Origin of the sequence: Streptomyces azureus, from assembly GCF_001270025.1 — a bacterium.
GTDB classification, from domain to species: Bacteria; Actinomycetota; Actinomycetes; order Streptomycetales; family Streptomycetaceae; genus Streptomyces; species Streptomyces azureus.
On the sequence record NZ_DF968221.1, the window covers coordinates 119,663 to 141,864 of the forward strand.

Consider the following 22,202-nt stretch of genomic DNA (forward strand, 5'->3'; position numbering starts at 1 on the left):
GCACTGCCCGCGGGCGGCCGTTCGCGTGTGCGGGCTACTGCTCGGTGGGGGTGGTGGCCGGCTTGCCGGTCTTGCCGCCGGTGAGCTCGTCGGCGCTCACGCGGGGGGCCGGGAACTCGTCCTCGGCGGTGACCTCGCCGCGCTGGATCGACTTGTAGATGACGATCAGCTGGGCGACGTCGTGCTCGGTCCACTTCGTCGACGGCCGGTCCAGGCGGTTTTCGATGCGGTCGGCGGTGATGCCGATGCCCTCGAACGTCTTGATGGCGTCCGCGACGCGCTGGGCGAGGGGCTTGCCGCCGCCGTCCCGCAGCGTCTGGTTGCACAGCTCCTTGGCCTCCTCGACGAACCAGGGCGGCAGGATCGCGAAGATCGCCTCGCGGACGCGGCGGGCGCCGTTGTTGGCGTTGTTCTCGTAGATGTCCCGCATGTCCGTGAGCTGCTTGCTGCCGTTCTTCGTGTCGCGGCGGTGCGGGACGATGAACGTCGAACTGTTGCGGGAGTTGGTCTGGACGTCCCAGGCGAAGGCCTGCATCTCGGACTGGCCGTAGTCGTCGTCGCGGCGCATCTCGACCAGCCCGTACTGGACGTTGCCCCAGACGCGGGCCAGCTCGCGGGCGAGGTGGACGGACGCGCCGGTGACGGTGGAGCCGCCGCGGGAGTAGCGGAAGAAGGCGCGCTCGGCGAGGCCCTGCTGCTTGCACGACTCGCGCATCTCGGCGACGGCGGCCTGAATGTTGCGGGGGCACTGCTGGGCCACGACGACCGCGGCCTGCACCTCGGCGGCGGCGCGGGACTGCTCGACGGCCGTGCCCTGCCCGATGCGGGCCGGCGCGCTGTTGGACGGGATGGGGATGGGCTGGTTCACAGGTACTCCTCTTGGTCGCGCTTCTCCGCGTAGGGCGGGAGAGGCAGGTAGGTGATGCGGTCGTTGAAGCCGGGCCAGGTGTCGGTGCGCTGGCATTCGGCGTAGATCTGCAGGGCGCGGTCGTTGCGGGCGGCGCCGAGGGTGAGTGCGGGGAAGTCGAGTTCGACCAGGTGCACCAGGTAGGGCGCGGTCTTCGTCTGGAACACGAAGACGAACGCGGGCTCCTGGCCGCCGGTGAGGTCGAGGGCTTTGACGGCGTCGAGGTACCAGGCGGCTTGGGCGTGGTAGCCGTGCTCGTACACGGCCCGCTGGAGTGCAGTGGGGTCGACGGCCCGGGCGGTCTTGTAGTCGACGACGACGAGCCGGCCGTTGTCCTGGCGGTGGGGCATCCAGTCGGGGCGGGCTCGGCGCCACACGCCGTGGCGCTCGTCCTGCCAGAAGAGGGACTGCTCGGCGACACCATTGCCGGGGGCGAACAGGGCGCCTGCGGTGGGGTGCTGGCGGATCGCCTCCGCCATGGCCTGTACCTGCTCGTGCTCCTTGGTGAGCAGTGGCACCTTGCCCTCGTCGTAGGCGAGGTCGCGCAGTTCGCGCGCGGCGACCTTCTTCCAGTCGGGGAAGTCGATGACCTCCAGTTCCGGGCCCTCCCCGAGTACGGCGAGGTGGGCGGCGTGGCCGAGGTCGAACTCGCGCTTGCGGGGCTGCTGGTTGTCGCGCTCCCACTTGAAGATGGCGGGGCATCCGGGGTCGAGGAGCTTGCGGGCGCCGGAGGAGGAGAGGCTGCCGCCGGGGACCGGGTCGGCGTGGTAGACGTCGATCGGCATGCCCGGGTACACGCCCCGCTCCGTGACGACCGATCCGGTCGGCGCCTCGACGGCGGCGGTCACGCCACACCGTCCAGGGGCATGGGGCGGGCGCACGGCTCGCACAGCGGCTGTCGGGGCGCCCCGACGAACGGGCCGTCCTCGTCGCCGCACCGGATGCAGACCAGCCCGGCGGCCCTCTTCAGCTTGTCGATGCCGTCCTCGTCGTACTTGGCCATGCGGACGGCTTCGGCCTCTGCCGGGTAGGCCGGGGTGAGCTTCGCCAGTTCCACCGGCGGGGCGTAGGCGAGGAGGTCGAGGAGCTTCTGGTGGTAGGTGCCGGGCTGGTAGCCGCCTCGGTGCCCGAACGTCCACAGCACGTGGCGGGCGACTTCGGCGGGAATGGTGTGACTCGTGGTGCTCATGAGGTCTCCAAAAGGGTGTGCTGGTTGGCGGGCAGCCGCCCCTGACCGGGGGGTGGGCGGGGCGACTGCCCTGGGGTGGCGGCGCGGAGTGGGGGGCTCGACGCGTCGCCGGTCTTCGGTTGTGGATCAGGCGGTCAGGTGTGGGCTGCGACCTTCGGGATCACGGCGATCACGGTGTTGACGCCGGTGCCGGACTCCTTGAACGCGCCCTCAGGTAGCGGGTGCAGCTCACCGCCCTGCATGTCGAGGAGCGCCCGGAACTCTCGAGTCAGGGGCGTGTTCCGGAAGGTGACGCCGTTCGACATGACCGCCACCAGCAGGCCGCCCGCCTTCAGGAAGCGGTGGGCGTGCATGACGTGCCGGATGTCGTCCTGCCGGGCGAACGGCGGGTTCATCACCACCCGGTCGTAGCCGGGGATGCCGGCGCCGGGCGCGGTGGTCAGGAAGTCGCGGACCAGGATGAGGTTGGCGTAGCCCGCGTCGAAGATGACCGTGGCGTTCGACTCCTGCACTTCGATGCAGTCGACTACGCAGCCCTCGGCTGCGACCGCCGACGCGATGGCGCCCTGCCCGGCGGACGGCTCCAGCACGGTCATGCCGGGCTTGATGTCGGCCAGTTCGATGAGCTGCTGGACGACCGGGCCGGGGGTGGGGAAGTAGCCGAACTGCTGCTTGTTGCTGACGATCTCGCCGGTGAGGATGACGGGCTCGATCGCCTCGGCGGCGTCGCCGTCGAACAGGTGGGCGCGCTCCTTACGGTTCCACTTGCCGCCTGCCGCCTCGAGTACCTTCGCGGTGTCGAGGTACAGCTTGCGGTCGAGGGTGCCGGTGAGGACGAGTCGGGGCCCGTCGAACTCGGCGCGGTCGAGGACTTCAAGGACGATGGTGGGGACCTTCACGGTCTTCTCCTGGGATGCTGGTGTCGGATCCCCGGGCGGTTGCGACGTCCGGGGCTTCTTGTTGGGGTGCAGGGTCAGCGGTTCGTGGGCTTGCGGCGGCGGGCGATGCGCGCCGGCTGGGTGTCGCGGGCCTGGCAGGGGCAGTTCGGGTGGTGCTGGCGGTTGATGGCGAGCTGTCCCGGCAGGCCGCTGACGGTGGTGCGGATCAGGTGGCCGTCACGGATGCCGTCGATGCTGGTGGGCCTACTCATCGGCGGTGTCCTCGTTGAGGCTGGCCTCGAACTCGGCTTCCACGGCGTCGTCGAGGTCGCGGAAGAAGTTGGTGGCGAAGCGGTGGAAGGCCTCCCCGTCGGGGGTCAGTTCGGTGGTGTTGTCGGACACGGGTGCTCCTTGTGGTGGTAGTTGTGCGCCGCTCCGCCGGCCCGGTGGTCATCCGGCGGGCGGCGAGATCAGTTGGTCTTGGCCTGCGGTGACTGGTGCAGGGGCACGACCGGGGTGATGCCGGGCATCTCCTGCGTGCGCTCGGCCGCGGTCTCGGCGAGGCGCCGGATGTCGAGGCGTCGTTCGGCGTCGGCCAGGCGGCCTTCGAGGTCGGCCACCCACCGGGTGCGCACTTCCAGGTCGGCCTTCGTGGCGGCGTGGGCGCGCTTCTCCTGGGCCAGTTCCGCCTCCAGGTCGGTGGCGTACTGGTCCTGGATCATGAAGAAGTCGTCTGCGGCGGCCTGTCGGGTGAGGAGCTTGACGTTCTCCTCGCGCAGTTGGCCGACGAGGCCCTCCAGTTCGGCGATACGGTCGGCAGCCCGGTGGCTGCCGGTGCCCTTCAGGCCGGGGATGTGGTCGATGAGGCTCACGACGCTTCTCCCTTGCTGGTGGTGGAGAAGTCGGCCTGGGTGCGGTGGTGGCGGCCGTCGCGGACGCAGGCGGAGCAGTTGTCGCGGTAGTACACGGAGTTGCCGCGGACCTGGGTGACGGTGCCGGCGGTGACGGTGCCGCAGCGGGAGTCGATGATGGTGTCGCCGACCTGGAAGTCGATCGGCTCGTTCAGGCGGGCGATGGTCACGACGCCTCCAGTCCGGTGCGGTCGATGTAGCCGGCGGCTGCCGTGTCGGCGTAGTCGCGGGCGGTGGTGAGCTCGAAGTTGCGCTCGCGCTCGAAGGCCAGCTCGGCTTCCAGTCCGGCCTCCCGGACCGTGAGCCGCTGGATCGCGGCCCGCATGTCGGCGTTCGACATCGGGCGCCGCACGGTGACCGTGTTCGTCTCGGCCGTCCACGTCTGGGGGCGGTCCCAGTCGGCGCCCGGGTAGGCGCCCTGGAGGAGGGCGGCGATGCGCTGGGAGCCGCCGGCCGCGAACTTGATGATCTGGCCGTCGACGCCGAGGGCGCGGGCGAGGTAGGTGCGTTCGGTGGCCCCGGTGGCGTCGGTCCAGATCGGGGTGACGAGGATGGTGGCGGCGCCGGGGGCGATCTGGTGGAGGCGGTAGCCGAGTTGGTGCTGGTGCCGCCGGCGCCTGGACGCTGACGCTTTGCGGGGGCGGGCCGGGAGGGCTTCCATGACGGTGGTCATCACGCCACCTGCCGCAGGGTGCGGGCCCGGTTGTCGGCTGCGGCCTGGGCGGTGATGGTGGCGAGCTTGTCGAGGGCGGCCTGGCTGGTGAGGCTGAGGGCGATCTGGATGCCGCCGAGGGCGATGAACGCGTGCCCGTCGTGCTGGTCGTAGTGGATGCTGTCGGGGTTGTCGCCGAGGGCGATCGTCTGGTTGAGCACGCGGGTCGGGTTGTTGGTCACGACGCCTCCTCGGCGCGGTCGGTGGTGGAGTCGGCGGCGTCGGCGAAGGTGATCAGCGTCGAGGGCGTCGGTCCGTTTTGGTCCGGGTCCACGCGCGAGATGGCGTCGTCCCAGCCCTCGCGCCAGTTGGCGTTGTAGAGGCCCTCGCTATCGGCCGAGGCGCGCACCGTGGCCGCGTCCTCAATAGCCTCGGCCAGGGCGTGCTCGCCGATGGCCTGCTGGTAGCGCAGGTGGGTGTCCTCGGCGAGGATCGTGCGGAGATAGGCGTCGATCTGAGCGGGCGTCGCGTGAAAGCGGGAGGGTCGCGCCTCGGCCTTCTCCGCCCGCTCGCGCCAGCACTGCTTGCCCGCTTGGTGGTGCTCGACGGCGCGGCGGAGCTCCGGCAGCGTGTTGCGCTCCATGAAGGCGGCGTCCTCGCGGGCGCTGGCCAGTGCCGCCTTGAGGCGCGCGACTTCGGCTTTGGCCGCCTTCCCCTGCCGGGACAGTTCGCTGCGCAGTCGGCCGACGAGTTGACGCTCCCGGGTGAGGCGGAGGTCGTCGCGGACCCAATTCCCGTGGTAGGCGTTCGCCTTGCGCCAGCCGATTTGCTCCCAGTGGCGGTGGTAGGCCACGGCGGCGAGTAGCTCGGTGACCATGGTCGGTGCGGCGGCGGTGAACGCGGCGTCGGCATGGTCCTGCTTTCCGCCGCCGAACACTGCGAGCGGCTCGCCTGCCTGATTGGTGACGACGCCGATGCGTTCGTTGGCTAGCCACGGCCCGTCGGTGGCAGCCTCCAGCAGGGCCGCGTACTCCGCGAGCCGGGTGTCGTTGAGCGGCTGGGGCTGGTCGCCGACCGGCACCGGCAGCGCACCCTGCGCGGCCACAGCGGCGGGCAGCGTGTGCCCTGCCCTGGTCGCGTAGGCGATCTGCTCGGGCGTCAACGGCTCGTCGTGCTCCTCAGCACGGTGCGCCGCCAGGTGCCAGGCGCGGGCCTCGGTGTACTTGTCGGGGATACCGTGCGCCGCCCAGTAGCAGTCGGAGTCCGGGCAGTGGATCGGGGAGATGTTCATGCCGCTACCTGCCTCTGCTCGCCGGGGTGGGTGAGGTTGCGGACGGGCTTCCACGGGAACTTGCCGGAGCCGGGGCACTGCTCGGACCAGTTGCGGCCGTACCAGCGGTGGTTGCCCATGACGCAGTCCTTCGTCATGGCCCGGTCCTTCAGGCAGCACTGGCACCAGCCGCGCGGGCGGGCAGGCTCGGGAACGGCGGGGTAGACGATGCGGTAGCAGGGGTGGCCGACGGTGCGGCGCTTCTCGCCGTCGATGCGGAAGCGGAGGTATCCGCCGCCCGCGCCGACGATCGTGGCGGGCTTGCCGTCGTACTCGATCCGCATGCCGTGCCGGGCGGGCACGTCGTAGGTTCGGCGGATCCACTCCATCGTGCTGGTCACAGCGCACCTCCCATGGCCTCGAATGCGGCGCGTCGTTCGCGGTCGGACTGGAGGGCGGTCCACCAGCAGTAGAAGAGGGCGTCCAGCGCGGCCGGCTTCTCCTCGTCGGGCAGGCAGTCGAAGGCGATCCGGCCGATCTCCTCGACCTCGAAGCCCTCCGGGTGCGTCTCGGTCAGCAGCTCCTCCGCCTCGTTCCAGACGGCCTGGAACGCGGACAGCTGCGGGAGCTTCGCGGTGATCTCGTCGAACGGGGTCAGGTCGTTCACGACGCACCGCCCTCAAGCAGTGCGCCGATCGCGGCGACGACGTCGGACACGGCCTGGTTGTACGCCTCGTCCTCCGGCGTGCCGGTGTCCTCGTGCAGGTACTCGCTGCGGGCGGCCTCGATCGCCTCGTTCACAACAGAGGGGCGCGCTTCGCGTCGCCCCTCAAGCAGCGACTCGGCGATCAGCTCGTCCAGGGTGTCCACGGCGTCGCGGGCATCGCCCGAAGCGAGCGTCGACTTCAGTAGGTGCGCCAGCTCTTCACGCAGTTCGGCGCGACGGCTGGGGCTAGAAGGGTCCGGACTCTGAGAAGATGTGGACATGGTCCACGCTCCTGTTCTTCAGGGTTCTGGTGGTGTGGATCGAGGCCGTTCCCCGTGCTTGGCCGTTCGGGGGGCGGCCTCTTTGCCGCTCAGGCGGCGGCGCGGGCCGGCTTGTCGTCGGCGGTTTCGCCGTTGAGCCAGGCGTCGAGGTCGCTGACCTTGTAGGCGTAGCGGCGGAGCCCGTGGCGCTTGCCCTTCGGGCCGACTCCTTCACTGCGCCACCGGTAGAGGGTGACGACGTGGACGCCGAGGTAGTCGGCGGCGTCGGCGCTCCAGAGCCATCCCTTCGGCGGAGGCTTGGGCTTGTTCGGCATCGGTCTATTCCTTACCTGTGGGGGTGGATGATCGAGACGTTCGTTTCTGATCTGGAGACGACGGAGGCGCGAAAAGGGGCCATATGGCACTACCGACGGCCTCCGCGAGGGCTGTCGCGTCATCGACGTCCGCGTTGTCCTGCCTGCCGGTCAGGAGCTTCTCTATGACTCCCTGGCTGACTCCGGACTCTTCGGCCAGGGAACGGACCGAGAAGGGTTGCCCTCGACCCGGAAACTCCATGTAGTGCTTGAAGATCAGGATGCTGCGCAGGGTCCAGCGCCTGCTTGCACGTCGGCTCACGATGCCCCCGAGTGGTGCGGAACTGTTTGCCTAACAGAGCAAAGCATAGTGGAGCCGATTCGTCTACAGATCCGAGACGATCCGCCGACGACTATCAGCAAAGTTCTTGTCTAGATAGCATTGATCTGTAGACGAACTGTCTCGGATCTCAGATGGTTGTACGGACTGAGCTGGTACTTTCCACCAGCACGCCACCCCCCTAGAGAGACAGTCGGTACTCAAGTGACTCAAGAGGAAGAGGACATGACGGCAGCCGCCCAAGACCGTCCGACCGGTACGGGCGAGCCAAGCCCCCGAGGTGCACTCTCGCAGCTCATCCAGGACGCCAACGACCGCGGCCTGTCCTACGCCAAGATGTCCGAGCGAGCCGTCGACCCGGACACTGGCACCAAACTGTCCAAGCCCTACCTCCAGCGCCTCGTCACCAACCCTCCAGCCAACGCGCCCAGCCCGGCCCAAATGCGAGCCATAGCCGAGGCCCTGCGCATCAGCGAGCGGCGCGTCAAGGCCGCCGCAGCCGAGCAATGGCTGGAATACAAAGCAACAGAGCTGGCGGGCTACAACGACGACGTGCGCATCATCGTCGCCCACCTCGGGGACATGTCCGAGCCTGAACTGCGCCGTTGGCGGGCGATGATTGAGGCCGACGAGCGAGCGCGCCGCGAAGGCGAGTAGCACCGGACCCCGAAGCGGCGGCGGCACGTGACTGAAAAAGTCCCTAAGTAGACATTCATCAGAACGGATTGTCGCCGTCTGCTCACCGGACGTACCCTTCCACAACCGTGTGCCCCCGGCACACGGTTGCCCAAGTGCAACGCACCAACGGGAGGGCGCCATGCTGCGCGTCGAGTACGAAGCCACCGAAAGCCTGCCTCCTGGGCAACTGGTCGACATAACCGAATCTCGCGGCCGGGTGGACGTCAAGATCCGCCAAGACGCCGACGCCCACGAGTACACAGCGGCCCTCAATGTCGCACTGAAACTTTTCCTCGCCGACTGCAACTGGTTCCAGATCTGGCGCGGCAGGGTGATCAGCGCCCACTCCCCCGACAGCCCGCTCACTGTTGAGTACCAGGTGGACGACCAGATCGACCGGCGCAAGTGCGTGGAGGTCCGCGAGTCCTGCGGCCACGTGGTAGTGCACGTCGCCAGATCCGCGACAGTTGCCGACTTCGTCAACGCCATCAACCCCTCGACCGAAGCTTTCCTGGCCGGCGGGCAGTGGTTCCAGCTTTGGCAGGGTGAGATCATCACGATGGACTCCCCAGGCAGCGCCGCTGCCTGACCCGCCTCACCCTCGGAGCACTGCATGCCCGGCTACATCGAAGACCGGTGGATGACCAAGAAGCCGGACCCGGTGACCGGCAAGAAGCGCAAGACCGATCGGTGGGGCAAAGGGAAGCGGTACAGGGTTGCCGGCATTCCTGGAGTGAAGGACCGCAGCTTCGAGAAGCTGCACGGCCCCGAGGGGGCGAACGCCTGGCTGGCGAAGGCTCAGCACGAGTCAACGTCTGGGGAGTTCATCGATCCGCGTCGCGGGCAGATGCTGCTGCGGGACTACATCGAGCAGGAGTGGTGGCCGCGCCGCGACTACGACAACCCCTCCACCGAGAGCACGGTAAGGGGCCGGGTGTGGACCCACATCATCCCTCACCTTGGCGACTATCAGCTGAACGCCATCAAGACGAAGCAGCTTGCTGAGTGGCTCAAGACGCTGAAAGCCACCGCCGGGCCTGGCACTGGCAATGAGGCGTGGCGCTACCTGTCCTCGATCTTCCAGTCGGCCATCGACGATGAGCGGATTACCCGCAACCCCTGCCGGAAGCAGACCACCCTGCGCGTGCCGACCCGCCCGCCGGCCAAGGCCAGGGCCTGGTCCAAAGATCGCGTACTGGCCGTGCAGGAGGCCATGGACGACCGGTTCCAGATCTGCGTGGATCTAGGCGTGGGCGCCGGGCTGCGCTCCGGTGAAGTCTTCGGCCTGTCGGTTGACGATGTCGACTTCGAGGGGCGGCGCATCCTGGTCCGCCGCCAGGTGAAGAAGGTGGGTGCCAAGCTTGTCTACGCCCTCCCTAAGGGCGAGAAGACGCGGGAAGTGCCCGTCCCGGACTACCTGCTGAAGCGGATCCAGGAGTCCCTCGACAGGCGCCCGGCGCAGCCGGTGACGCTCCCCTGGAAGGATCCCCGGCCTCCGACCACGGACCGAGAAGCCGAGGAGCGGGAGCCACAGGAGCACGCTTTGATCCTCACCTCCGCCTGGGGTGGCGCCGTCCGGCGTGACGGATTCGACCGGCGTATCTGGAAACCCGCGCTGGCGGCAGCCGGCGTCATCCCGCAGCCGGTGGAGACCAGGCAGCCGATCCTTCACCGGCCGGGCAAGTTCCGCACTGTGGTGGCATACGAGGAGAGCCGGGAGAATGGCTTCCATGCGCTGCGGCACACCTTCGCCTCGGTGCAGCTGGACGCGCGGGAGCCGATCGTGGCAGTCTCGAAGTGGCTGGGCCACGCGGATCCGTCGATCACGCTCCGGATCTACGCGCACATGATGCCCGAGGCGGATGGCCGGGGCCGCTCAGCGATGCAGAACTGGTTCGAGAGTTCTTCCTAGTAGATCTCCCCAGATTCTCCCCAGCCTGAATGATCAAGTCGGTTGAGGCCCCCTCCCCAGCACCGAGGAGGGGGCTGCTTCATGTGCTTACCGGACACCGATGGCGGTCAGTGCACGCCTTTGACCTGGGGAAAGTGTTGCCGGGAAGTACAGGTAGCAGACGCCGCCGGTGCCGGAGACGACCTTGCCGGAGGCGTTGTACCGCTTGGTCCGCAGCCAGATGTTCTCCCACTCGCGCCGCCGGTAGACGCGCCGCACGGCCTCGTTGCTCTCCGAGGCCGGGTCGTTGGCGATCACGTCGCCGTCGCCGGTGAAGCCGATGACGGTCATCAGGTGCCCGGCGGTGCCGTACCCGGCGCCGGTCAGCTCCTCCTTCAGGAAGGACTGGGAGGTGATGGCCGGGATGCCCGCCGCGATCAGCGTCTCCAGGTCGGTGAGCGAGCCGAGCCGGGTGACCACGGCCTGGAGGTCCTTGAACGTGGCCGCGTAGGCGGCGTTGAACGGCCAGTTGCCGCAGCCGGCGTACTGATAGTCATACGTGAAGCGGGCCGCGTGGCACACCTGCGGATCGGCGTACGACGGATCCACCCAGGCCAGTTGCTCCGGCGTGAGCCGGCCGCCCCAGTACTCGATGATCATCTGGGAGGACGTCGGGCTGCACCAGGCCTCGCCGCCGTTGTCGTACTCGGGGTACCGGCCCTTGTGGATCTCCTGCGAGTACCGCGGGACGATCAGTTCCCTGGCGAGGCCGGGCACGGACGCCGGGACGGTGAAGCGGTCGGGTACGTCGGAGCCCATCGCGCCGAGCCGCCACACGGTGGGCGTGGCCTTGGTGCCGGGCTTGCGGTAGAGGGTCAGGCGCAACCGGTACGAGGCGAGGCGCAGGCCTGCCGACGGATCGTCGATCGCCAGGGTGTCGGTCCAGACGGTGCTCCTGCCGTCGCTCTGGTCGTCGACCGAGGTGCGCCGGATGTCCTGGTCGCCTGCGGCCCAGCGGCCCATCACGTACCAGGGGGTGCTGGTGCCGTCGGTGTAGGCGGCCTTGATCTCCGCCTGGAGCCAGGTGCCGGCCGGGGTGTGCGCGTTCCAGGAGACGATCGCCTCCGTCGCGGGGACGGCGAGCCGGTGGACCGGGGACGTCCAGGTGCCGTACTCCCAGCGGGCGGTGGCGCCGGTGTGCGGGTCCGTGTAGTCGGTGGTCCCTGCGGGCTTCGCGATCGCCACGCCGGGGCGGGCGCCCGCGACGGCGCGGGTGCCTCGGGCGGTACCGCCCCACCAGTCGCCGTACGAGGTCCAGGCCCGGTTGTCCACGTGGGCCGGGACCGTGCGGGCGGGCTGCGCGGTGTCGGTCGTCATGGGCTCCTCGGTGTCGGCGGCCGCCCGGCCCGAGCCTGCCGCGACGGCGGCGGCGACGGCGGCGGCCAGGACGGTTCTGCGGGACGGCTGTTCGGCTCTGCGCATGGCGGGGACCCCCGGAAGTCGGAGTCGGGCAGGGGCGGGGCAGGTCCGTGGCACGGTCGGTCGCACACGTGCATGCGCCACATAGCAGCACAGCCCGCCGGGTCCCGCCAGCACTTCGGCCCGCGCCACGCCCACCAATATTGGCGTCGACCACTGGCACGCGCCCGGGGCGCCGTCGTTAGAGTGCTGCGCGAGATGAATCCGCCCTTCCGCCCCGCACCGGGGCCCGCCGTCCGTGACCTGGCCTCCCGGATCCGCCGCCTCCCCCCTTCTTGCGGCCCGGTCCGTCTCGTCGGCGTCGACGGGCACGCCGGCTCCGGAAAGACCACGTTCGCCGAGCAGTTGGCCGTGGCACTGGGCGGCGCGCCGGTGCTGCGCCTCGACGACATCGCCACCCACGACGAACTGTTCGGCTGGACCGGGCGCCTGCTGGACCAGGTGATCGAGCCGCTGGCCCATGGCCGGACCGCGCACTACGCCCCGTACGACTGGCGCGCCCGCCACTTCGGCCCGCCGCGCCCCCTGCCGCCCGCTCCGGTGGTCCTCGTGGAGGGCGTCGGCGCGGGACGCCGGGCGCTGCGGCCTCACCTGGCCCTGCTGCTGTGGATGGAGCTGCCCCGTGAGGAGGCCTGGGCGCGGGGAAGGTCCCGGGACGGGGAGGAACAGCGGGAGTTCTGGAACGGATGGGTACCGGCGGAACGCCGGCATTTCACCGACGATCCCTCGCGGCCGTTCGCCGATCTCCTGGTACGACAGCGAGAGAAGGGGTACGAGGTGACTCCGGGGCCTGCGGGGCATGTTGGACCGGACCAGCCCCTCACGCACGGTGACGGACCGCCCGCGGTGTGCTGAACTTGTGAAGGGCCTTGCGGAACAACTTGCCGGAGTGCTTCAACTCGGCTTGACCGGGGGCCCGTACAGGTCTTACGTTCTGAATGTGCGGCCATTCGGAGCCGCCCACAGACGCGAAGCCCCCGGTTGTTCCCCCGTGATCGGGGGCTTCGTTCTGTCTTCTTCCGGTTTTCCGGGTGCCGCGCGACGCCGAGTGCTCACCCTCGGTCACCGTGCGGGAGTGCGCCGCATCCGCTCCCACCTCGCCGAACGCAGCGTGCGGCACCCTACGGGGGCGCCGCCCCCGCAGGTACGATGCCCTCGTTGCGACCTACGGACGGTTGCTTCGCACACCTTGCAACTCCGGTCCGTGGCACAGCGGTTCGAGCAGGGCAGCCGGCTGGGGGACGGCTCGTTGGCATACCGACGGGGGCACGGTTCGTGGGGGACGTGATGGACTTCGGCACGCAGGGCCCGCAGGCCCCGGCCGACCTCGCCTGGCTGCGAGGCGTGGACGCCTACACCATGGGCGCCTATCCGCAGGCGGAGGAGGAGTTCCGCGCCGCCGTGCGGATGGACTCCGGGATGGCCGACGGCTGGCTCGGGCTGCACGCGCTGCGCGTCGACACGACGACCGCGCTGCTCAGGATGTTCCGGCACCGGGACCGCTTCGGGGAGCAGCGCGCCCGCTATCACCGCACCCTCAACTCCTGGTACTGGCTGGGCTGGTGGGTGCAGCCCGTGCTGGAGCGCCCTCGCGATCTGCTGCTCGCCCACGCCTCCCACTGGCTGGACGGCCGCCACGTCCCCGAGCTGGACCGCGCCCTCGCCGGGCTGCCGCCCGTGGACACGGACGCCCACGTCCGCTTCCTGCACGCCTGCCGCGCCTATCTGGTCAAGGACTGGGAGCAGCTCGTCCGCCACACCGATCCGCTCCTCGACGACCCGATGCTCGGCATCGAGGCGGGCCTGTTCGGCGGCATGGCCCGGGTCCGCCTGGAGATGTACGGGCAGGCCGAACCGCTGCTGTCCGCCGCGCTGATGCGCTGCCGCAGCGAGCAGCCCCAGCGCAAGGAGCTGCGCTACTGGCTGGCCCGGGCGCACGAGGGCACCGGCCGCAGCGCCGCAGCGCTTCCCCTGTACCGGGCCGTGCACCGCGTCGACCCTGCCTTCATGGACACCTCCGCCCGGCTCGCCGCGATCGCCGAGGGCGACGGGTACGACGACTCCACGGACCTGGCGGCGATCACACTCACCGGCGCCGGCCAGGACGCCGTGGACGGCCCGGACGGATTCGACCCGATCTTCGGCACCGAGGGCCGCGACCTGAGACTGCCCGATCCCGAACCGCCGGCCTCCGCACCCCTGCCGCCGGTCACCGACCCCGCGGTGCGCTCGCGGACCGGCCCGGCGCCGTCGCTGCCCGCCGGGCCCACCGACCCCGCCTTGCTCGAGGAGGCGCTCGCCGAGCTTGAGCGCATGGTCGGTCTGGAGCCGGTGAAACGCCAGGTCAAGGCGCTGTCGGCACAGCTGAACATGGCCCGGCTGCGGGCCGGGCAGGGCCTGCCGGTCCAGCCGCCCAAGCGGCACTTCGTCTTCTCCGGCCCCTCCGGCACCGGCAAGACCACCGTCGCCCGCATCCTCGGCCGCGTCTTCTACGCGCTCGGCCTGCTCGGCGGCGACCATCTCGTGGAGGCGCAGCGGGCCGACCTGGTCGGCGAGTACCTCGGGCAGACGGCCGTGAAGGCGAACGAACTGATCGACTCGGCGCTCGGCGGCGTGCTCTTCGTCGACGAGGCGTACTCGCTGTCCAACTCGGGCTACGGCAAGGGGGACGCGTACGGCGACGAGGCGCTCCAGGTGCTGCTGAAGCGGGCGGAGGACAACCGCGACCATCTCGTGGTGATCCTGGCCGGCTACCCCGAGGGCATGGACCGACTCCTCGCCGCCAACCCCGGGCTGTCCTCCCGCTTCACCACCCGCGTCGACTTTCCCTCCTACCGGCCCCTCGAACTCACCGAGATCGGCAAGGTCCTCGCCGCGGAGAACGGCGACCTGTGGGACGAGGAGGCCCTCGACGAGCTGCGCTCCATCGCCGGGCACGTGGTGGACCAGGGGTGGATCGACGAGCTGGGCAACGGGCGGTTCCTGCGGACGCTGTACGAGAAGAGCTGCGCGTATCGGGATCTGCGGTTGTCCGTGTATCCCGGGGTGCTGGGCAGGGAGGACCTGGCGACGTTGCGGTTGCCGGATCTGATGCAGGCCTACGGGGAGGTGCTGTCCGGGCGGGGGCCGCAGGATCCGCCCGGACTGTAGGAACTGGCGTAGAGGCTGTGGCCGGGTGGGTCCGCAGCCCGGCGTAGCGGGGTGCCGCTGCGCCCACCCGTGCCGCCCCAAGCGGCACGGCTGCCCGCAGCCAGGCCTACGTCGCCAGCACCTCCTCGCCGGACCTCGGCTCGGTGAGCTTCACCTCCCGCACCTCCCGGTGCGCGGGATCCCGCACCTCCCCCACCAGCAGCTCCAGCACATCCTCCAACGCGACCAGCCCGAGCACCTTGCCGGACGCGTCGGCCACCTGGGCCAGATGCGTCGCCGCCCGCCGCATCACCGTCAGCGCGTCGTCCAACGGCAACTCGGACCGCAGCGTCGTCATGGGCCGCCACAACTGCTGCGGCACGGCCCGGTCCGAGTGCTCCAGGTCGAGGACGTCCTTGACGTGCAGGTAGCCCATGAACGCACCGTTCTCCGCGGCCACCGGGAACCGGGAGTACCCGGTGCGGGCGGTGAGCTCGACGATGCGGCCGGGGGTGACCGACGGGCTGACCGTCACCAGCGACTCCCGTGTCAGCAGGACGTCCGTCACCGGGCGGGAGCCCAGCTCCAGGGCGTCCTCCAGGCTTTCGGCCTCCTCGGGGTCGAGCAGGCCCGCCTGGCCGGCGTCCTCCACCAGCCGGTTGAGCTGCTCGCTGGTGAAGACGGCCTCGACCTCGTCCCTGGGCTCGACGTGGAAGAGCCGCAGGATGCCCTGGGAGCAGGCTCCGAGGGCGGCGGTGATCGGCTTGCAGAAGCGGGCGAACCAGACCAGGCCGGGGCTGAGCCACAGCGCGGCCTTCTCGGGGGCCGCCATCGCCAGGTTCTTCGGGACCATCTCGCCGATGACGAGGTGGAAGAAGACCACGGCGGCGAGGGCGATGACGTAGGTGAGCGGGTGGATCATGCCGTGCGGCAGGTGGACCCACTCGAAGACCGGCTCCAGGAGGTGCGCGACGGTCGGTTCGGCGACCGCCCCGAGGGTGAGGGAGCAGATCGTGATGCCGAACTGGGCCGCCGCCATCATCTGCGGCAGCCGCTCCAGGCCGTAGAGGACCTGCCGGGCGCGGGCCGTGCCGAGGGGTTCGATCTGGCTGCGGCGTACGGAGACGAGCGCGAACTCGGCGCCGACGAAGAAGCCGTTGGCGAGCACCAGGAGTGCGGCGAAGGTCAGTTGGAGCACGCTCACCGGGCTGCCTCCACCACGGCGACGGGGGCCGTCCTGACCAGCCGGACCCGCTCGGCCCGGTAGTGGCCGACCTGGCGTACCGACAGCCGCCAGCCGGGCAGTTCCGCCTTGTCGCCGACGGCCGGGATACGGCCCAGCAGGTCGGCGATCAGACCCGCGACGGTCTCGTACGGGCCTTCGGGCACATCGAGGCCTATGCGCTGGAGGATGTCGACCCGGCAGCTGCCGTCGACGTCCCAGGCGAGCCTGCCGTCCTCCGGCGGCGCGGAGGCCAGTTCGGGCAGGTCGTGTCCGTCGTGCTCGTCGCGGACCTCGCCGACGATCTCCTCGACGATGTCCTCCAGCGTGACGACACCGGCCGTGCCGCCGTACTCGTCGACGACGACCGCGATCGGCTGCTCGCTGCGCAGGCGGGCGAGCAGCGGTCGTACGGGAAGCGTCTCGGGGACGAGCAGCGCCGGGCGGGCGATGCGGCCGACGGGGGTCCGCAGCCGGTCCTGCACGGGCACCGCCAGGGCGTCCTTGAGGTGGACCATGCCGACGACCTCGTCGATCCTCTCCCGGTAGACGGGGAAGCGGGACAGGCCGGTGGCGCGGGTCAGGTTGACCACGTCCTCGGCGGTGGCCGAGGACTGGAGGGCGCTGACCTTCACGCGCGGCGTCATCACGTGCTGCGCGGTCAGCTCGCCCAGCGACAGGGTCCGGACGAAGAGATCGGCCGTGTCCTGTTCCAGGGCGCCGGCCCGGGCCGAGTGGCGGGCGAGGGAGACGAGTTCGCCGGGGGTGCGGGCCGAGGCCAGTTCCTCGGCGGGCTCGAAGCCCAGGGCGCGCACGAGCCGGTTCGCGACGGCGTTGAGGCCGGCGATGACCGGCCGGAACAGCCGTGCGAAGACGTGCTGCGGGCCCGCCACGAAGCGCGCGACCTGGAGCGGCCTGGACACCGCCCAGTTCTTGGGCAGGAGCTCGCCGATCACCATCTGCACGGCGGAGGCCAGCAGCATGCCGACGACGACCGTGACACCGGAGACGGCGCCCTCGGGGACGCCGATCGAGGTGAACGGGCCGTGCAGCAGCTCGGCCAGAGCCGGTTCGGCGAGCATGCCGACGACGAGGGAGGTGATGGTGATGCCCAGCTGAGTGCCGGAGAGCTGGAAGGACAGTTCCTTGAGTGATTCGACGACGCGTTGGGCGCGCCTGTCGCCCTCGGCGGCGGCCTTCTCGGCCTCCGGCCGCTCGACCGTCACGAGTCCGAACTCGGCCGCCACGAAGAATCCGTTGGCGAGAATCAGCAGGAACGCGGCTGCCAGAAGCAGCAGGGGGGTGGTCATGATGCCGCCGCCTCCGCACGGTCGCGGACACGGTCCGCGCTATGTCGGCAGGGGGCGGCGCAGGTACTGCAGGACGATCCGTCCATCGCCGGAGGGGGTCACTCCTCGGTTAGCAGGAAGCCTCTGCGCACCGGGCGGGGCAACAGGGGCGGAGGCGCCTCCGTAGCGCCTCCGCCAACAGATTAATCAAGACACTGCCCGGTGCGGCAGTGGCGACCGCCGTGCGGATTGCCACGCGTCAGCTCTGATGCCGCTCGGGGTTCGCGACGGAACGGGTCTCGACGAGCGCCCGCAGGGCCCGGGCGTCCGCGATGGCGCGCTGCTTGGCCAGGCCGGGCTGGATGCCCAGGGCGGGCAGGCTGGTGCCGTCGCTGAGGTTGAGGAACACCCAGGGGTCGCCGGACCGGAGGGTCACCTGAAGGATTTCGGCCCATTCCAGCCGGCGCTTGCTGGTGAGATTGATCACGGTGACGCCGTCCTCGTCGGCGACGACCTTGGGCCGCGCCAGCAGGAGCAGTACCGCGTCCAGCAGGAGCGCCGTGACGATGAAGCTGAGACGCTCCGCGGGGTTGAGCTGCTTCAGCAGCATCGCGACGGCCGTGATCACCACGAGGATCGCGACGGCGGCGGTGAGCAGCACCGCGCGGGTGCTGCCCGGCCGGAAGGTGACGGGCAGGGTGGGCAGATCGGACATCAGTGCGCGCCCCTCACAGACGGCAGGCGTGGATGGCCGTGGTCAGGATGGCCCGGGCGCCGATGTCGTACAGGTCGTCCATGATCCGCTGCGCCTCCTTGGCGGGGACCATCGCGCGGACGGCGACCCAGCCCTCGTTGTGCAGCGGGGACACGGTCGGCGACTCCAGACCGGGGGTGAGGGCGACGGCCTTCTCCAACTGCTCGACGCGGCAGTCGTAGTCCATCATCACGTACGTCCGGGCGACCAGGACGCCTTGGAGGCGGCGCAGGAACTGATGCACCTTGGGGTCGTCGCCGTCCGCGCCGGTGCGGCGGATCACGACGGCCTCGGACTTCATGATCGGCTCGCCGACTACCTCCAGGCCCGCGTTGCGCAGCGAGGTGCCGGTCTCGACGACGTCCGCGATGACCTGGGCGACGCCGAGCTGGATGGCGGTCTCGACGGCGCCGTCGAGGTGGACGACGGAGGCGTCGATTCCGTGGTCGGCGAGGTGCGCCGCGACGATGCCCTCGTAGGAGGTGGCGACGGTCTTGCCCGCGAGGTCCGCCAGACCGCTGATGGTGCCGGGCTTGCCGGCGTAGTGGAAGGTGGAGCGGGCGAAGCCGAGGGCGAGGATCTCCTCCGCGTCGGCGCCGGAGTCGATCAGCAGGTCCCGGCCGGTGAGGCCGATGTCCAGCTGACCGGAGGCGACGTAGATGGCGATGTCGCGGGGGCGGAGGTAGAAGAACTCGACCTCGTTCACCGGGTCGACGATCCGCAGCTCCTTGGACTCCCGGCGCTGCTGGTAGCCGGCCTCATGCAGCATCTCCGCCGCAGGGCCTGACAGGGAACCCTTGTTGGGGACGGCGATGCGCAGCATGAGGTCGGCTTCCTTCGCGTGGGTGTCTTACGGGAACGGGTGCGGTTTACAGGTGGGCGTAGACGTCGTCGAGGGAGATGCCGCGGGCGACCATCATCACCTGGACGTGGTAGAGCAGCTGCGAGATCTCCTCGGCGGCCGCCTCCTTGCCCTCGTACTCGGCGGCCATCCAGACCTCGGCGGCCTCTTCGACGACCTTCTTGCCGATGGCGTGGACGCCCTTCTCGACCAGTTCTGCGGTGCGGGAAGTGGCGGGGTCGCCCTGGGCGGCCTTCTGCTGGAGCTCGGTGAAGAGCTCCTCGAACGTCTTCTTGGACATGGTGACGCTCAGCCTATGCCACGGATGGCTTTCGTCAGCGCCAGGGCTCGGATACCGAGCGGAGGGTGGCCGCGGTCGCCACCGCCGCCGTCACCGCCTCGTGCCCCTTGTCCTCGTTGGAGCCCTCCAGGCCGGCGCGGTCCAGGGCCTGCTCCTCCGTGTCGCAGGTCAGCACGCCGAAGCCGACGGGGACGCCGGTGTCGACGGAGACCTGGGTGAGACCCTGGGTCACGCCCTGGCACACGTACTCGAAGTGGGGGGTTCCGCCGCGGATGACGACGCCGAGGGCGACGATCGCGTCGTAGCCGCGGCCCGCGAGGACCTTGGCGACCACGGGGAGCTCCCAGCTGCCGGGGACCCTGAGGAGGGTCGGCTCGTCGATGCCGAGGTCGCGCAGGGCGCGCAGGGCGCCGTCGACCAGACCGTCCATCACCTTTTCGTGCCACTGTGCCGCGATGACGGCGACCCGGAGGTCACCCACATTGCGTACGGACAGCTCCGGTGCACCCTTGCCGCTCACGTCTCTCCTCAGAGCCTTCTCGCTGTGCTGACTTGCTGTGCTGTCTTACTGGTTGCCGCAGGCCGGCACGGTGGTCGTGTCGAGCCAGGGCAGGTCGTGGCCCATCCGGTCCCGCTTGGTGCGCAGGTAGCGGAGGTTGTGCTCGCCGGCGCTCACGGGCATCGGCACGCGGGCCTTGACCGCGATGCCGTGGCGGATGAGCGCGTCGGTCTTGTCGGGGTTGTTGGTCAGCAGGCGGACCCCACGCACGCCCAGGTCGGCGAGGATCTGCGCCCCGGCGCCGTAGTCGCGGGCGTCGGCGGGCAGGCCGAGTTCGAGGTTGGCGTCGAGGGTGTCGTGGCCCTGCTCCTGCAGCTCGTAGGCGCGCAGCTTGGACATCAGGCCGATGCCGCGGCCCTCGTGGCCGCGCAGGTAGACCACGACTCCCCGGCCCTCGGCCTGGATGCGGGCCAGCGAGGCGTCCAGCTGGGGGCCGCAGTCGCAGCGGGCGGAGCCGAAGACGTCGCCGGTGAGGCATTCGGAGTGGACGCGGACCAGGACGTCGTCGCCGTCGCCGATCTCGCCGTGCACGAGGGCGACGTGCTCGACGCCGTCGACGGTGGAGCGGTAGCCGTAGGCGGTGAAGGTGCCGTGGGCGGTGGGCAGTTGGGTCCTGGCCTCGCGGCGGACGGTGGGTTCGCTGCTGCGGCGGTAGGCGATCAGGTCCTCGATGGAGATGATCGTCAGGCCGTGCTTGCGGGCGAAGGGGATCAGCTCGGGCAGGCGCAGCATCGTGCCGTCCTCACCGGCGATCTCGACGATCGCGCCGGCCGGGCGCAGGCCCGCGAGACGGGCGAGGTCGACGGCGGCCTCGGTGTGGCCGTTGCGCGTCAGGACTCCGCCGGGCCGGGCGCGCAGCGGGAAGATGTGGCCGGGGCGGACGAAGTCGTCGGGCCCGGAGATGCCGTCGGCGAGCAACTGGAGCGTGGTGGCACGGTCGGAGGCCGAGATGCCGGTGCTGACGCCGTGCGCGGCGGAGGCGTCGACGGAGACCGTGAACGCGGTCTTCATCGACTCGGTGTTGTCCTGGACCATCTGCGGGAGCTTCAGCCGGTCCAGCTCCTCGCCCTCCATGGGGGCGCAGATCAGGCCGCGGCACTCGCTCATCATGAAGGCGACGATCTCGGGGGTCGCCTTCTCGGCGGCGATGACGAGGTCGCCCTCGTTCTCGCGGTCCTCGTCGTCGACGACCACGACCGGGCGGCCGGCCGCGATGTCGGCGATGGCCTGCTCGACCGGGTCGAGCGCGAAGTCCTCGAAGCCGTCGGTGCCGTACAGGATCGGTGCCGTGCTCATGCCGGCGCTCCTTCCAGGGCGGGCTGCGCTGCCGCGCGGGAGCGCAGCCACCAGTCGCGCAGGCCCCACAGGACGAGCCCGCCGTAGATGACGTAGACGAAGCCGGAGAAGGCGAAGCCGTTGGCGAAGTTCAGCGGGACGCCGACCAGGTCGACCAGCAGCCAGGCGAACCAGAACTCGACCATGCCGCGGGCCTGGGCGTACATCGCGACGATCGTGCCGACGAAGATGTACGCGTCCGGCCAGGGGTCCCAGGACAGGGTCGGGAAGGCCGTGAACAGGCCGCCGACAGCGAGGGTGCCGAGGGCGGCCGCGCCGGCCAGCACCCCGCGCTCGCGCCAGGTGGCGAACCGTACGGCGATGGAGCCGTCCTGGGCCTGCTGGCGGCCGCGGTTCCACTGCCAGAAGCCGTAGGCGGCGACGAGCATCACGACGATCTGCTTGCCGGCGCTGCCGGAGAGGTGCGCGGTGGCGAAGGCCGTGAAGAGGATGAGGCCGGAGACGAACTGGGCGGGCCAGGTCCATATGGAGCGGCGCCAGCCGAGGGTGAGGGCGACCAGGCCGATCACGTTGCCGATCATGTCCGACCACTTGATGTGCTGGCCGAAGAGCGTGAATGCCTCGGAGTTGAGCCAGTTCACTTGGCCGCCCCCTGCGCACGGTCGCCCAGCATCCGCTCGACGTACTTGGCGATGACGTCCACCTCGAGGTTGACCGGGTCGCCGGGCTGCTTGTGGCCGAGTGTGGTCAGGTCGAGGGTGGTGGGGATGAGGCTGACGGTGAAGTAGTCGGGGCCGGCGTCGACGACGGTGAGGCTGATGCCGTCGACGGTGATGGAGCCCTTCTCGACGACGTACCGGGTGAGGTCCGCGGGGAGGGAGATCTTCACGATCTCCCAGTTGTCGGACGGCTTGCGTTCCAGGATCTCGCCGGTGCCGTCCACGTGGCCCTGCACGATGTGCCCGCCGAGGCGTTCGCCGACGGCCATGGGGCGCTCCAGGTTGACGCGGGAGCCGGCCCTGAGCGCGCCGAGGCTGGAGCGGTTGAGGGTCTCGGCCATCACGTCGGCGGTGAACTCGTCGCCCTCGTGGTCGACGACCGTGAGGCAGACGCCGTTGACGGCGATGGAGTCGCCGTGTTTCGCGCCCTGGGTGACGACGGGGCCTCGCAGGCGGAAGCGACAGGCGTCGTCGAGGGTCTCGACGGCGGTGACCTCGCCCAGCTCTTCGACGATTCCGGTGAACACTTCCCGGGTCCTCCTGCCTCTTCGGGCACGGACTCCGGGGCTGTCGATGACGACAGAGGATACGAGCGAGGACACCAGGAACGACGCCGG

General features: G+C 70.1%; 30 protein-coding genes. 5 read left to right on the forward strand and 25 right to left on the reverse strand.

Annotated features, from left to right (window positions below):
* Positions 1-34: 34 nt before the first annotated feature.
* The 15 genes from AOQ53_RS07945 to AOQ53_RS08005 all read right to left on the reverse strand — a co-directional run bounded on the left by AOQ53_RS07945 (position 35) and on the right by AOQ53_RS08005 (position 7,108).
* Entirely contained in the window at positions 35-868 is an 834-nt protein-coding gene (locus AOQ53_RS07945) for a hypothetical protein (RefSeq protein ID WP_059416247.1), read from the reverse strand.
* A complete protein-coding gene (locus AOQ53_RS07950) occupies positions 865-1,755 on the reverse strand; it encodes a PD-(D/E)XK nuclease-like domain-containing protein (protein ID WP_059416248.1) in 891 nt (296 codons plus the stop codon). The genes AOQ53_RS07945 and AOQ53_RS07950 overlap by 4 nt, the downstream gene beginning before the upstream one ends.
* Positions 1,752-2,096 carry a hypothetical protein gene (locus AOQ53_RS07955; protein ID WP_059416250.1) on the reverse strand — a complete coding sequence of 115 codons (345 nt, stop codon included), beginning with the start codon at positions 2,094-2,096 and terminating at the stop codon, positions 1,752-1,754. The genes AOQ53_RS07950 and AOQ53_RS07955 overlap by 4 nt, the downstream gene beginning before the upstream one ends.
* Before the next feature lie 134 nt (positions 2,097-2,230).
* Positions 2,231-2,995, reverse strand: a complete 765-nt coding sequence (locus tag AOQ53_RS07960) for a DNA methyltransferase family protein (protein WP_059416252.1) — start codon at positions 2,993-2,995, stop codon at positions 2,231-2,233.
* A 74-nt stretch (positions 2,996-3,069) separates the two neighbouring features.
* Entirely contained in the window at positions 3,070-3,246 is a 177-nt protein-coding gene (locus tag AOQ53_RS44505; protein WP_167745692.1) for a hypothetical protein, read from the reverse strand.
* A complete protein-coding gene (locus tag AOQ53_RS44510; protein ID WP_167745693.1) occupies positions 3,239-3,376 on the reverse strand; it encodes a hypothetical protein in 138 nt (45 codons plus the stop codon). The genes AOQ53_RS44505 and AOQ53_RS44510 overlap by 8 nt, the downstream gene beginning before the upstream one ends.
* 68 nt (positions 3,377-3,444) lie before the next feature.
* Positions 3,445-3,846: a hypothetical protein gene (locus AOQ53_RS07965; RefSeq protein WP_059416253.1), complete on the reverse strand. Its 402-nt coding sequence runs from the start codon at positions 3,844-3,846 to the stop codon at positions 3,445-3,447.
* On the reverse strand, positions 3,843-4,055 hold the full coding sequence (locus AOQ53_RS07970) for a hypothetical protein (protein WP_059416254.1): 213 nt from the start codon (positions 4,053-4,055) through the stop codon (positions 3,843-3,845). Before AOQ53_RS07970 ends, AOQ53_RS07965 begins: the two co-directional genes overlap by 4 nt.
* Positions 4,052-4,558 (reverse strand): hypothetical protein, encoded by a 507-nt coding sequence (locus AOQ53_RS07975; protein ID WP_059416255.1) that lies wholly within the window; start codon positions 4,556-4,558, stop codon positions 4,052-4,054. The genes AOQ53_RS07970 and AOQ53_RS07975 overlap by 4 nt, the downstream gene beginning before the upstream one ends.
* A complete protein-coding gene (locus AOQ53_RS07980; protein ID WP_059416256.1) occupies positions 4,558-4,779 on the reverse strand; it encodes a hypothetical protein in 222 nt (73 codons plus the stop codon). Before AOQ53_RS07980 ends, AOQ53_RS07975 begins: the two co-directional genes overlap by 1 nt.
* Complete coding sequence (locus tag AOQ53_RS07985; RefSeq protein ID WP_059416257.1) at positions 4,776-5,828, reverse strand: hypothetical protein; 1,053 nt, start codon at positions 5,826-5,828, stop codon at positions 4,776-4,778. The genes AOQ53_RS07980 and AOQ53_RS07985 overlap by 4 nt, the downstream gene beginning before the upstream one ends.
* Positions 5,825-6,208: a hypothetical protein gene (locus AOQ53_RS07990; protein WP_059416259.1), complete on the reverse strand. Its 384-nt coding sequence runs from the start codon at positions 6,206-6,208 to the stop codon at positions 5,825-5,827. Before AOQ53_RS07990 ends, AOQ53_RS07985 begins: the two co-directional genes overlap by 4 nt.
* On the reverse strand, positions 6,205-6,474 hold the full coding sequence (locus AOQ53_RS07995) for a hypothetical protein (RefSeq protein WP_059416260.1): 270 nt from the start codon (positions 6,472-6,474) through the stop codon (positions 6,205-6,207). The genes AOQ53_RS07990 and AOQ53_RS07995 overlap by 4 nt, the downstream gene beginning before the upstream one ends.
* On the reverse strand, positions 6,471-6,794 hold the full coding sequence (locus AOQ53_RS44090; protein WP_148640301.1) for a hypothetical protein: 324 nt from the start codon (positions 6,792-6,794) through the stop codon (positions 6,471-6,473). Before AOQ53_RS44090 ends, AOQ53_RS07995 begins: the two co-directional genes overlap by 4 nt.
* An 89-nt stretch (positions 6,795-6,883) precedes the next feature.
* The gene (locus AOQ53_RS08005; protein ID WP_059416262.1) at positions 6,884-7,108 is read right to left on the reverse strand and encodes a helix-turn-helix transcriptional regulator; all 225 of its coding nucleotides are present in this window, start codon (positions 7,106-7,108) and stop codon (positions 6,884-6,886) included.
* Positions 7,109-7,652: 544 nt separating this feature from the next.
* Here AOQ53_RS08005 and AOQ53_RS08010 point away from each other — a divergent pair.
* The 3 genes from AOQ53_RS08010 to AOQ53_RS08020 all read left to right on the forward strand — a co-directional run bounded on the left by AOQ53_RS08010 (position 7,653) and on the right by AOQ53_RS08020 (position 10,017).
* Positions 7,653-8,084, forward strand: a complete 432-nt coding sequence (locus AOQ53_RS08010; RefSeq protein WP_059416264.1) for a hypothetical protein — start codon at positions 7,653-7,655, stop codon at positions 8,082-8,084.
* A 160-nt stretch (positions 8,085-8,244) separates the two neighbouring features.
* On the forward strand, positions 8,245-8,694 hold the full coding sequence (locus tag AOQ53_RS08015; protein ID WP_059416265.1) for a hypothetical protein: 450 nt from the start codon (positions 8,245-8,247) through the stop codon (positions 8,692-8,694).
* A gap of 24 nt (positions 8,695-8,718) precedes the next feature.
* Complete coding sequence (locus tag AOQ53_RS08020; protein WP_078945200.1) at positions 8,719-10,017, forward strand: tyrosine-type recombinase/integrase; 1,299 nt, start codon at positions 8,719-8,721, stop codon at positions 10,015-10,017.
* Positions 10,018-10,104: 87 nt separating this feature from the next.
* On the opposite strand, the gene AOQ53_RS08025 is transcribed toward AOQ53_RS08020, so the two are convergent.
* Positions 10,105-11,478 (reverse strand): peptidase C39 family protein, encoded by a 1,374-nt coding sequence (locus tag AOQ53_RS08025; protein WP_059416266.1) that lies wholly within the window; start codon positions 11,476-11,478, stop codon positions 10,105-10,107.
* 195 nt (positions 11,479-11,673) lie between these two features.
* Between AOQ53_RS08025 and AOQ53_RS08030 the strand changes: the two genes are divergently transcribed.
* Both AOQ53_RS08030 and AOQ53_RS08035 read left to right on the forward strand, forming a co-directional pair.
* On the forward strand, positions 11,674-12,330 hold the full coding sequence (locus tag AOQ53_RS08030) for a uridine kinase family protein (protein WP_059416323.1): 657 nt from the start codon (positions 11,674-11,676) through the stop codon (positions 12,328-12,330).
* A 432-nt stretch (positions 12,331-12,762) separates the two neighbouring features.
* Positions 12,763-14,625: an AAA family ATPase gene (locus tag AOQ53_RS08035; protein ID WP_059416268.1), complete on the forward strand. Its 1,863-nt coding sequence runs from the start codon at positions 12,763-12,765 to the stop codon at positions 14,623-14,625.
* A gap of 106 nt (positions 14,626-14,731) precedes the next feature.
* Here AOQ53_RS08035 and AOQ53_RS08040 read toward each other — a convergent pair whose 3' ends face one another.
* The 9 genes from AOQ53_RS08040 to AOQ53_RS08080 form a co-directional block, all read right to left on the reverse strand.
* On the reverse strand, positions 14,732-15,808 hold the full coding sequence (locus AOQ53_RS08040) for a hemolysin family protein (RefSeq protein WP_059416269.1): 1,077 nt from the start codon (positions 15,806-15,808) through the stop codon (positions 14,732-14,734).
* Complete coding sequence (locus AOQ53_RS08045; RefSeq protein ID WP_059416270.1) at positions 15,805-17,136, reverse strand: hemolysin family protein; 1,332 nt, start codon at positions 17,134-17,136, stop codon at positions 15,805-15,807. Before AOQ53_RS08045 ends, AOQ53_RS08040 begins: the two co-directional genes overlap by 4 nt.
* Positions 17,137-17,374: 238 nt before the next feature.
* Positions 17,375-17,830: a PH domain-containing protein gene (locus tag AOQ53_RS08050; protein ID WP_059416271.1), complete on the reverse strand. Its 456-nt coding sequence runs from the start codon at positions 17,828-17,830 to the stop codon at positions 17,375-17,377.
* Positions 17,831-17,843: 13 nt separating this feature from the next.
* Positions 17,844-18,692, reverse strand: coding sequence for an ATP phosphoribosyltransferase (hisG, locus tag AOQ53_RS08055; protein WP_059416272.1), 849 nt, complete (start codon positions 18,690-18,692; stop codon positions 17,844-17,846).
* A gap of 46 nt (positions 18,693-18,738) precedes the next feature.
* Positions 18,739-19,011, reverse strand: coding sequence for a phosphoribosyl-ATP diphosphatase (locus AOQ53_RS08060; protein ID WP_059416274.1), 273 nt, complete (start codon positions 19,009-19,011; stop codon positions 18,739-18,741).
* A gap of 34 nt (positions 19,012-19,045) precedes the next feature.
* Positions 19,046-19,531: a 6,7-dimethyl-8-ribityllumazine synthase gene (gene ribH, locus AOQ53_RS08065; protein WP_059416276.1), complete on the reverse strand. Its 486-nt coding sequence runs from the start codon at positions 19,529-19,531 to the stop codon at positions 19,046-19,048.
* A gap of 45 nt (positions 19,532-19,576) precedes the next feature.
* On the reverse strand, positions 19,577-20,866 hold the full coding sequence (locus AOQ53_RS08070) for a bifunctional 3,4-dihydroxy-2-butanone-4-phosphate synthase/GTP cyclohydrolase II (RefSeq protein ID WP_059416277.1): 1,290 nt from the start codon (positions 20,864-20,866) through the stop codon (positions 19,577-19,579).
* Positions 20,863-21,507: a nicotinamide mononucleotide transporter family protein gene (locus AOQ53_RS08075; RefSeq protein ID WP_059416278.1), complete on the reverse strand. Its 645-nt coding sequence runs from the start codon at positions 21,505-21,507 to the stop codon at positions 20,863-20,865. Before AOQ53_RS08075 ends, AOQ53_RS08070 begins: the two co-directional genes overlap by 4 nt.
* Positions 21,504-22,112, reverse strand: coding sequence for a riboflavin synthase (locus AOQ53_RS08080; RefSeq protein WP_059416280.1), 609 nt, complete (start codon positions 22,110-22,112; stop codon positions 21,504-21,506). Before AOQ53_RS08080 ends, AOQ53_RS08075 begins: the two co-directional genes overlap by 4 nt.
* Positions 22,113-22,202 lie beyond the last annotated feature (90 nt).

What these genes read in the sequence shown, in the direction of transcription:
- AOQ53_RS07975 (WP_059416255.1), bottom strand. Translation starts at nt 4,558, where the DNA reads ATGACCACCGTCATGGAAGCCCTCCCGGCCCGCCCCCGCAAAGCGTCA.
- AOQ53_RS08020 (WP_078945200.1), top strand. Translation starts at nt 8,719, where the DNA reads ATGCCCGGCTACATCGAAGACCGGTGGATGACCAAGAAGCCGGACCCG.
- AOQ53_RS07955 (WP_059416250.1), bottom strand. Translation starts at nt 2,096, where the DNA reads ATGAGCACCACGAGTCACACCATTCCCGCCGAAGTCGCCCGCCACGTG.
- AOQ53_RS08070 (WP_059416277.1), bottom strand. Translation starts at nt 20,866, where the DNA reads ATGAGCACGGCACCGATCCTGTACGGCACCGACGGCTTCGAGGACTTC.
- AOQ53_RS08025 (WP_059416266.1), bottom strand. Translation starts at nt 11,478, where the DNA reads ATGCGCAGAGCCGAACAGCCGTCCCGCAGAACCGTCCTGGCCGCCGCC.
- AOQ53_RS08045 (WP_059416270.1), bottom strand. Translation starts at nt 17,136, where the DNA reads ATGACCACCCCCCTGCTGCTTCTGGCAGCCGCGTTCCTGCTGATTCTC.
- AOQ53_RS08050 (WP_059416271.1), bottom strand. Translation starts at nt 17,830, where the DNA reads ATGTCCGATCTGCCCACCCTGCCCGTCACCTTCCGGCCGGGCAGCACC.
- AOQ53_RS08015 (WP_059416265.1), top strand. Translation starts at nt 8,245, where the DNA reads ATGCTGCGCGTCGAGTACGAAGCCACCGAAAGCCTGCCTCCTGGGCAA.
- AOQ53_RS07985 (WP_059416257.1), bottom strand. Translation starts at nt 5,828, where the DNA reads ATGAACATCTCCCCGATCCACTGCCCGGACTCCGACTGCTACTGGGCG.
- AOQ53_RS08060 (WP_059416274.1), bottom strand. Translation starts at nt 19,011, where the DNA reads ATGTCCAAGAAGACGTTCGAGGAGCTCTTCACCGAGCTCCAGCAGAAG.
- hisG (WP_059416272.1), bottom strand. Translation starts at nt 18,692, where the DNA reads ATGCTGCGCATCGCCGTCCCCAACAAGGGTTCCCTGTCAGGCCCTGCG.
- AOQ53_RS08030 (WP_059416323.1), top strand. Translation starts at nt 11,674, where the DNA reads ATGAATCCGCCCTTCCGCCCCGCACCGGGGCCCGCCGTCCGTGACCTG.
- AOQ53_RS44505 (WP_167745692.1), bottom strand. Translation starts at nt 3,246, where the DNA reads ATGAGTAGGCCCACCAGCATCGACGGCATCCGTGACGGCCACCTGATC.
- AOQ53_RS08010 (WP_059416264.1), top strand. Translation starts at nt 7,653, where the DNA reads ATGACGGCAGCCGCCCAAGACCGTCCGACCGGTACGGGCGAGCCAAGC.
- AOQ53_RS44090 (WP_148640301.1), bottom strand. Translation starts at nt 6,794, where the DNA reads ATGTCCACATCTTCTCAGAGTCCGGACCCTTCTAGCCCCAGCCGTCGC.
- AOQ53_RS08035 (WP_059416268.1), top strand. Translation starts at nt 12,763, where the DNA reads ATGGACTTCGGCACGCAGGGCCCGCAGGCCCCGGCCGACCTCGCCTGG.
- AOQ53_RS08005 (WP_059416262.1), bottom strand. Translation starts at nt 7,108, where the DNA reads ATGCCGAACAAGCCCAAGCCTCCGCCGAAGGGATGGCTCTGGAGCGCC.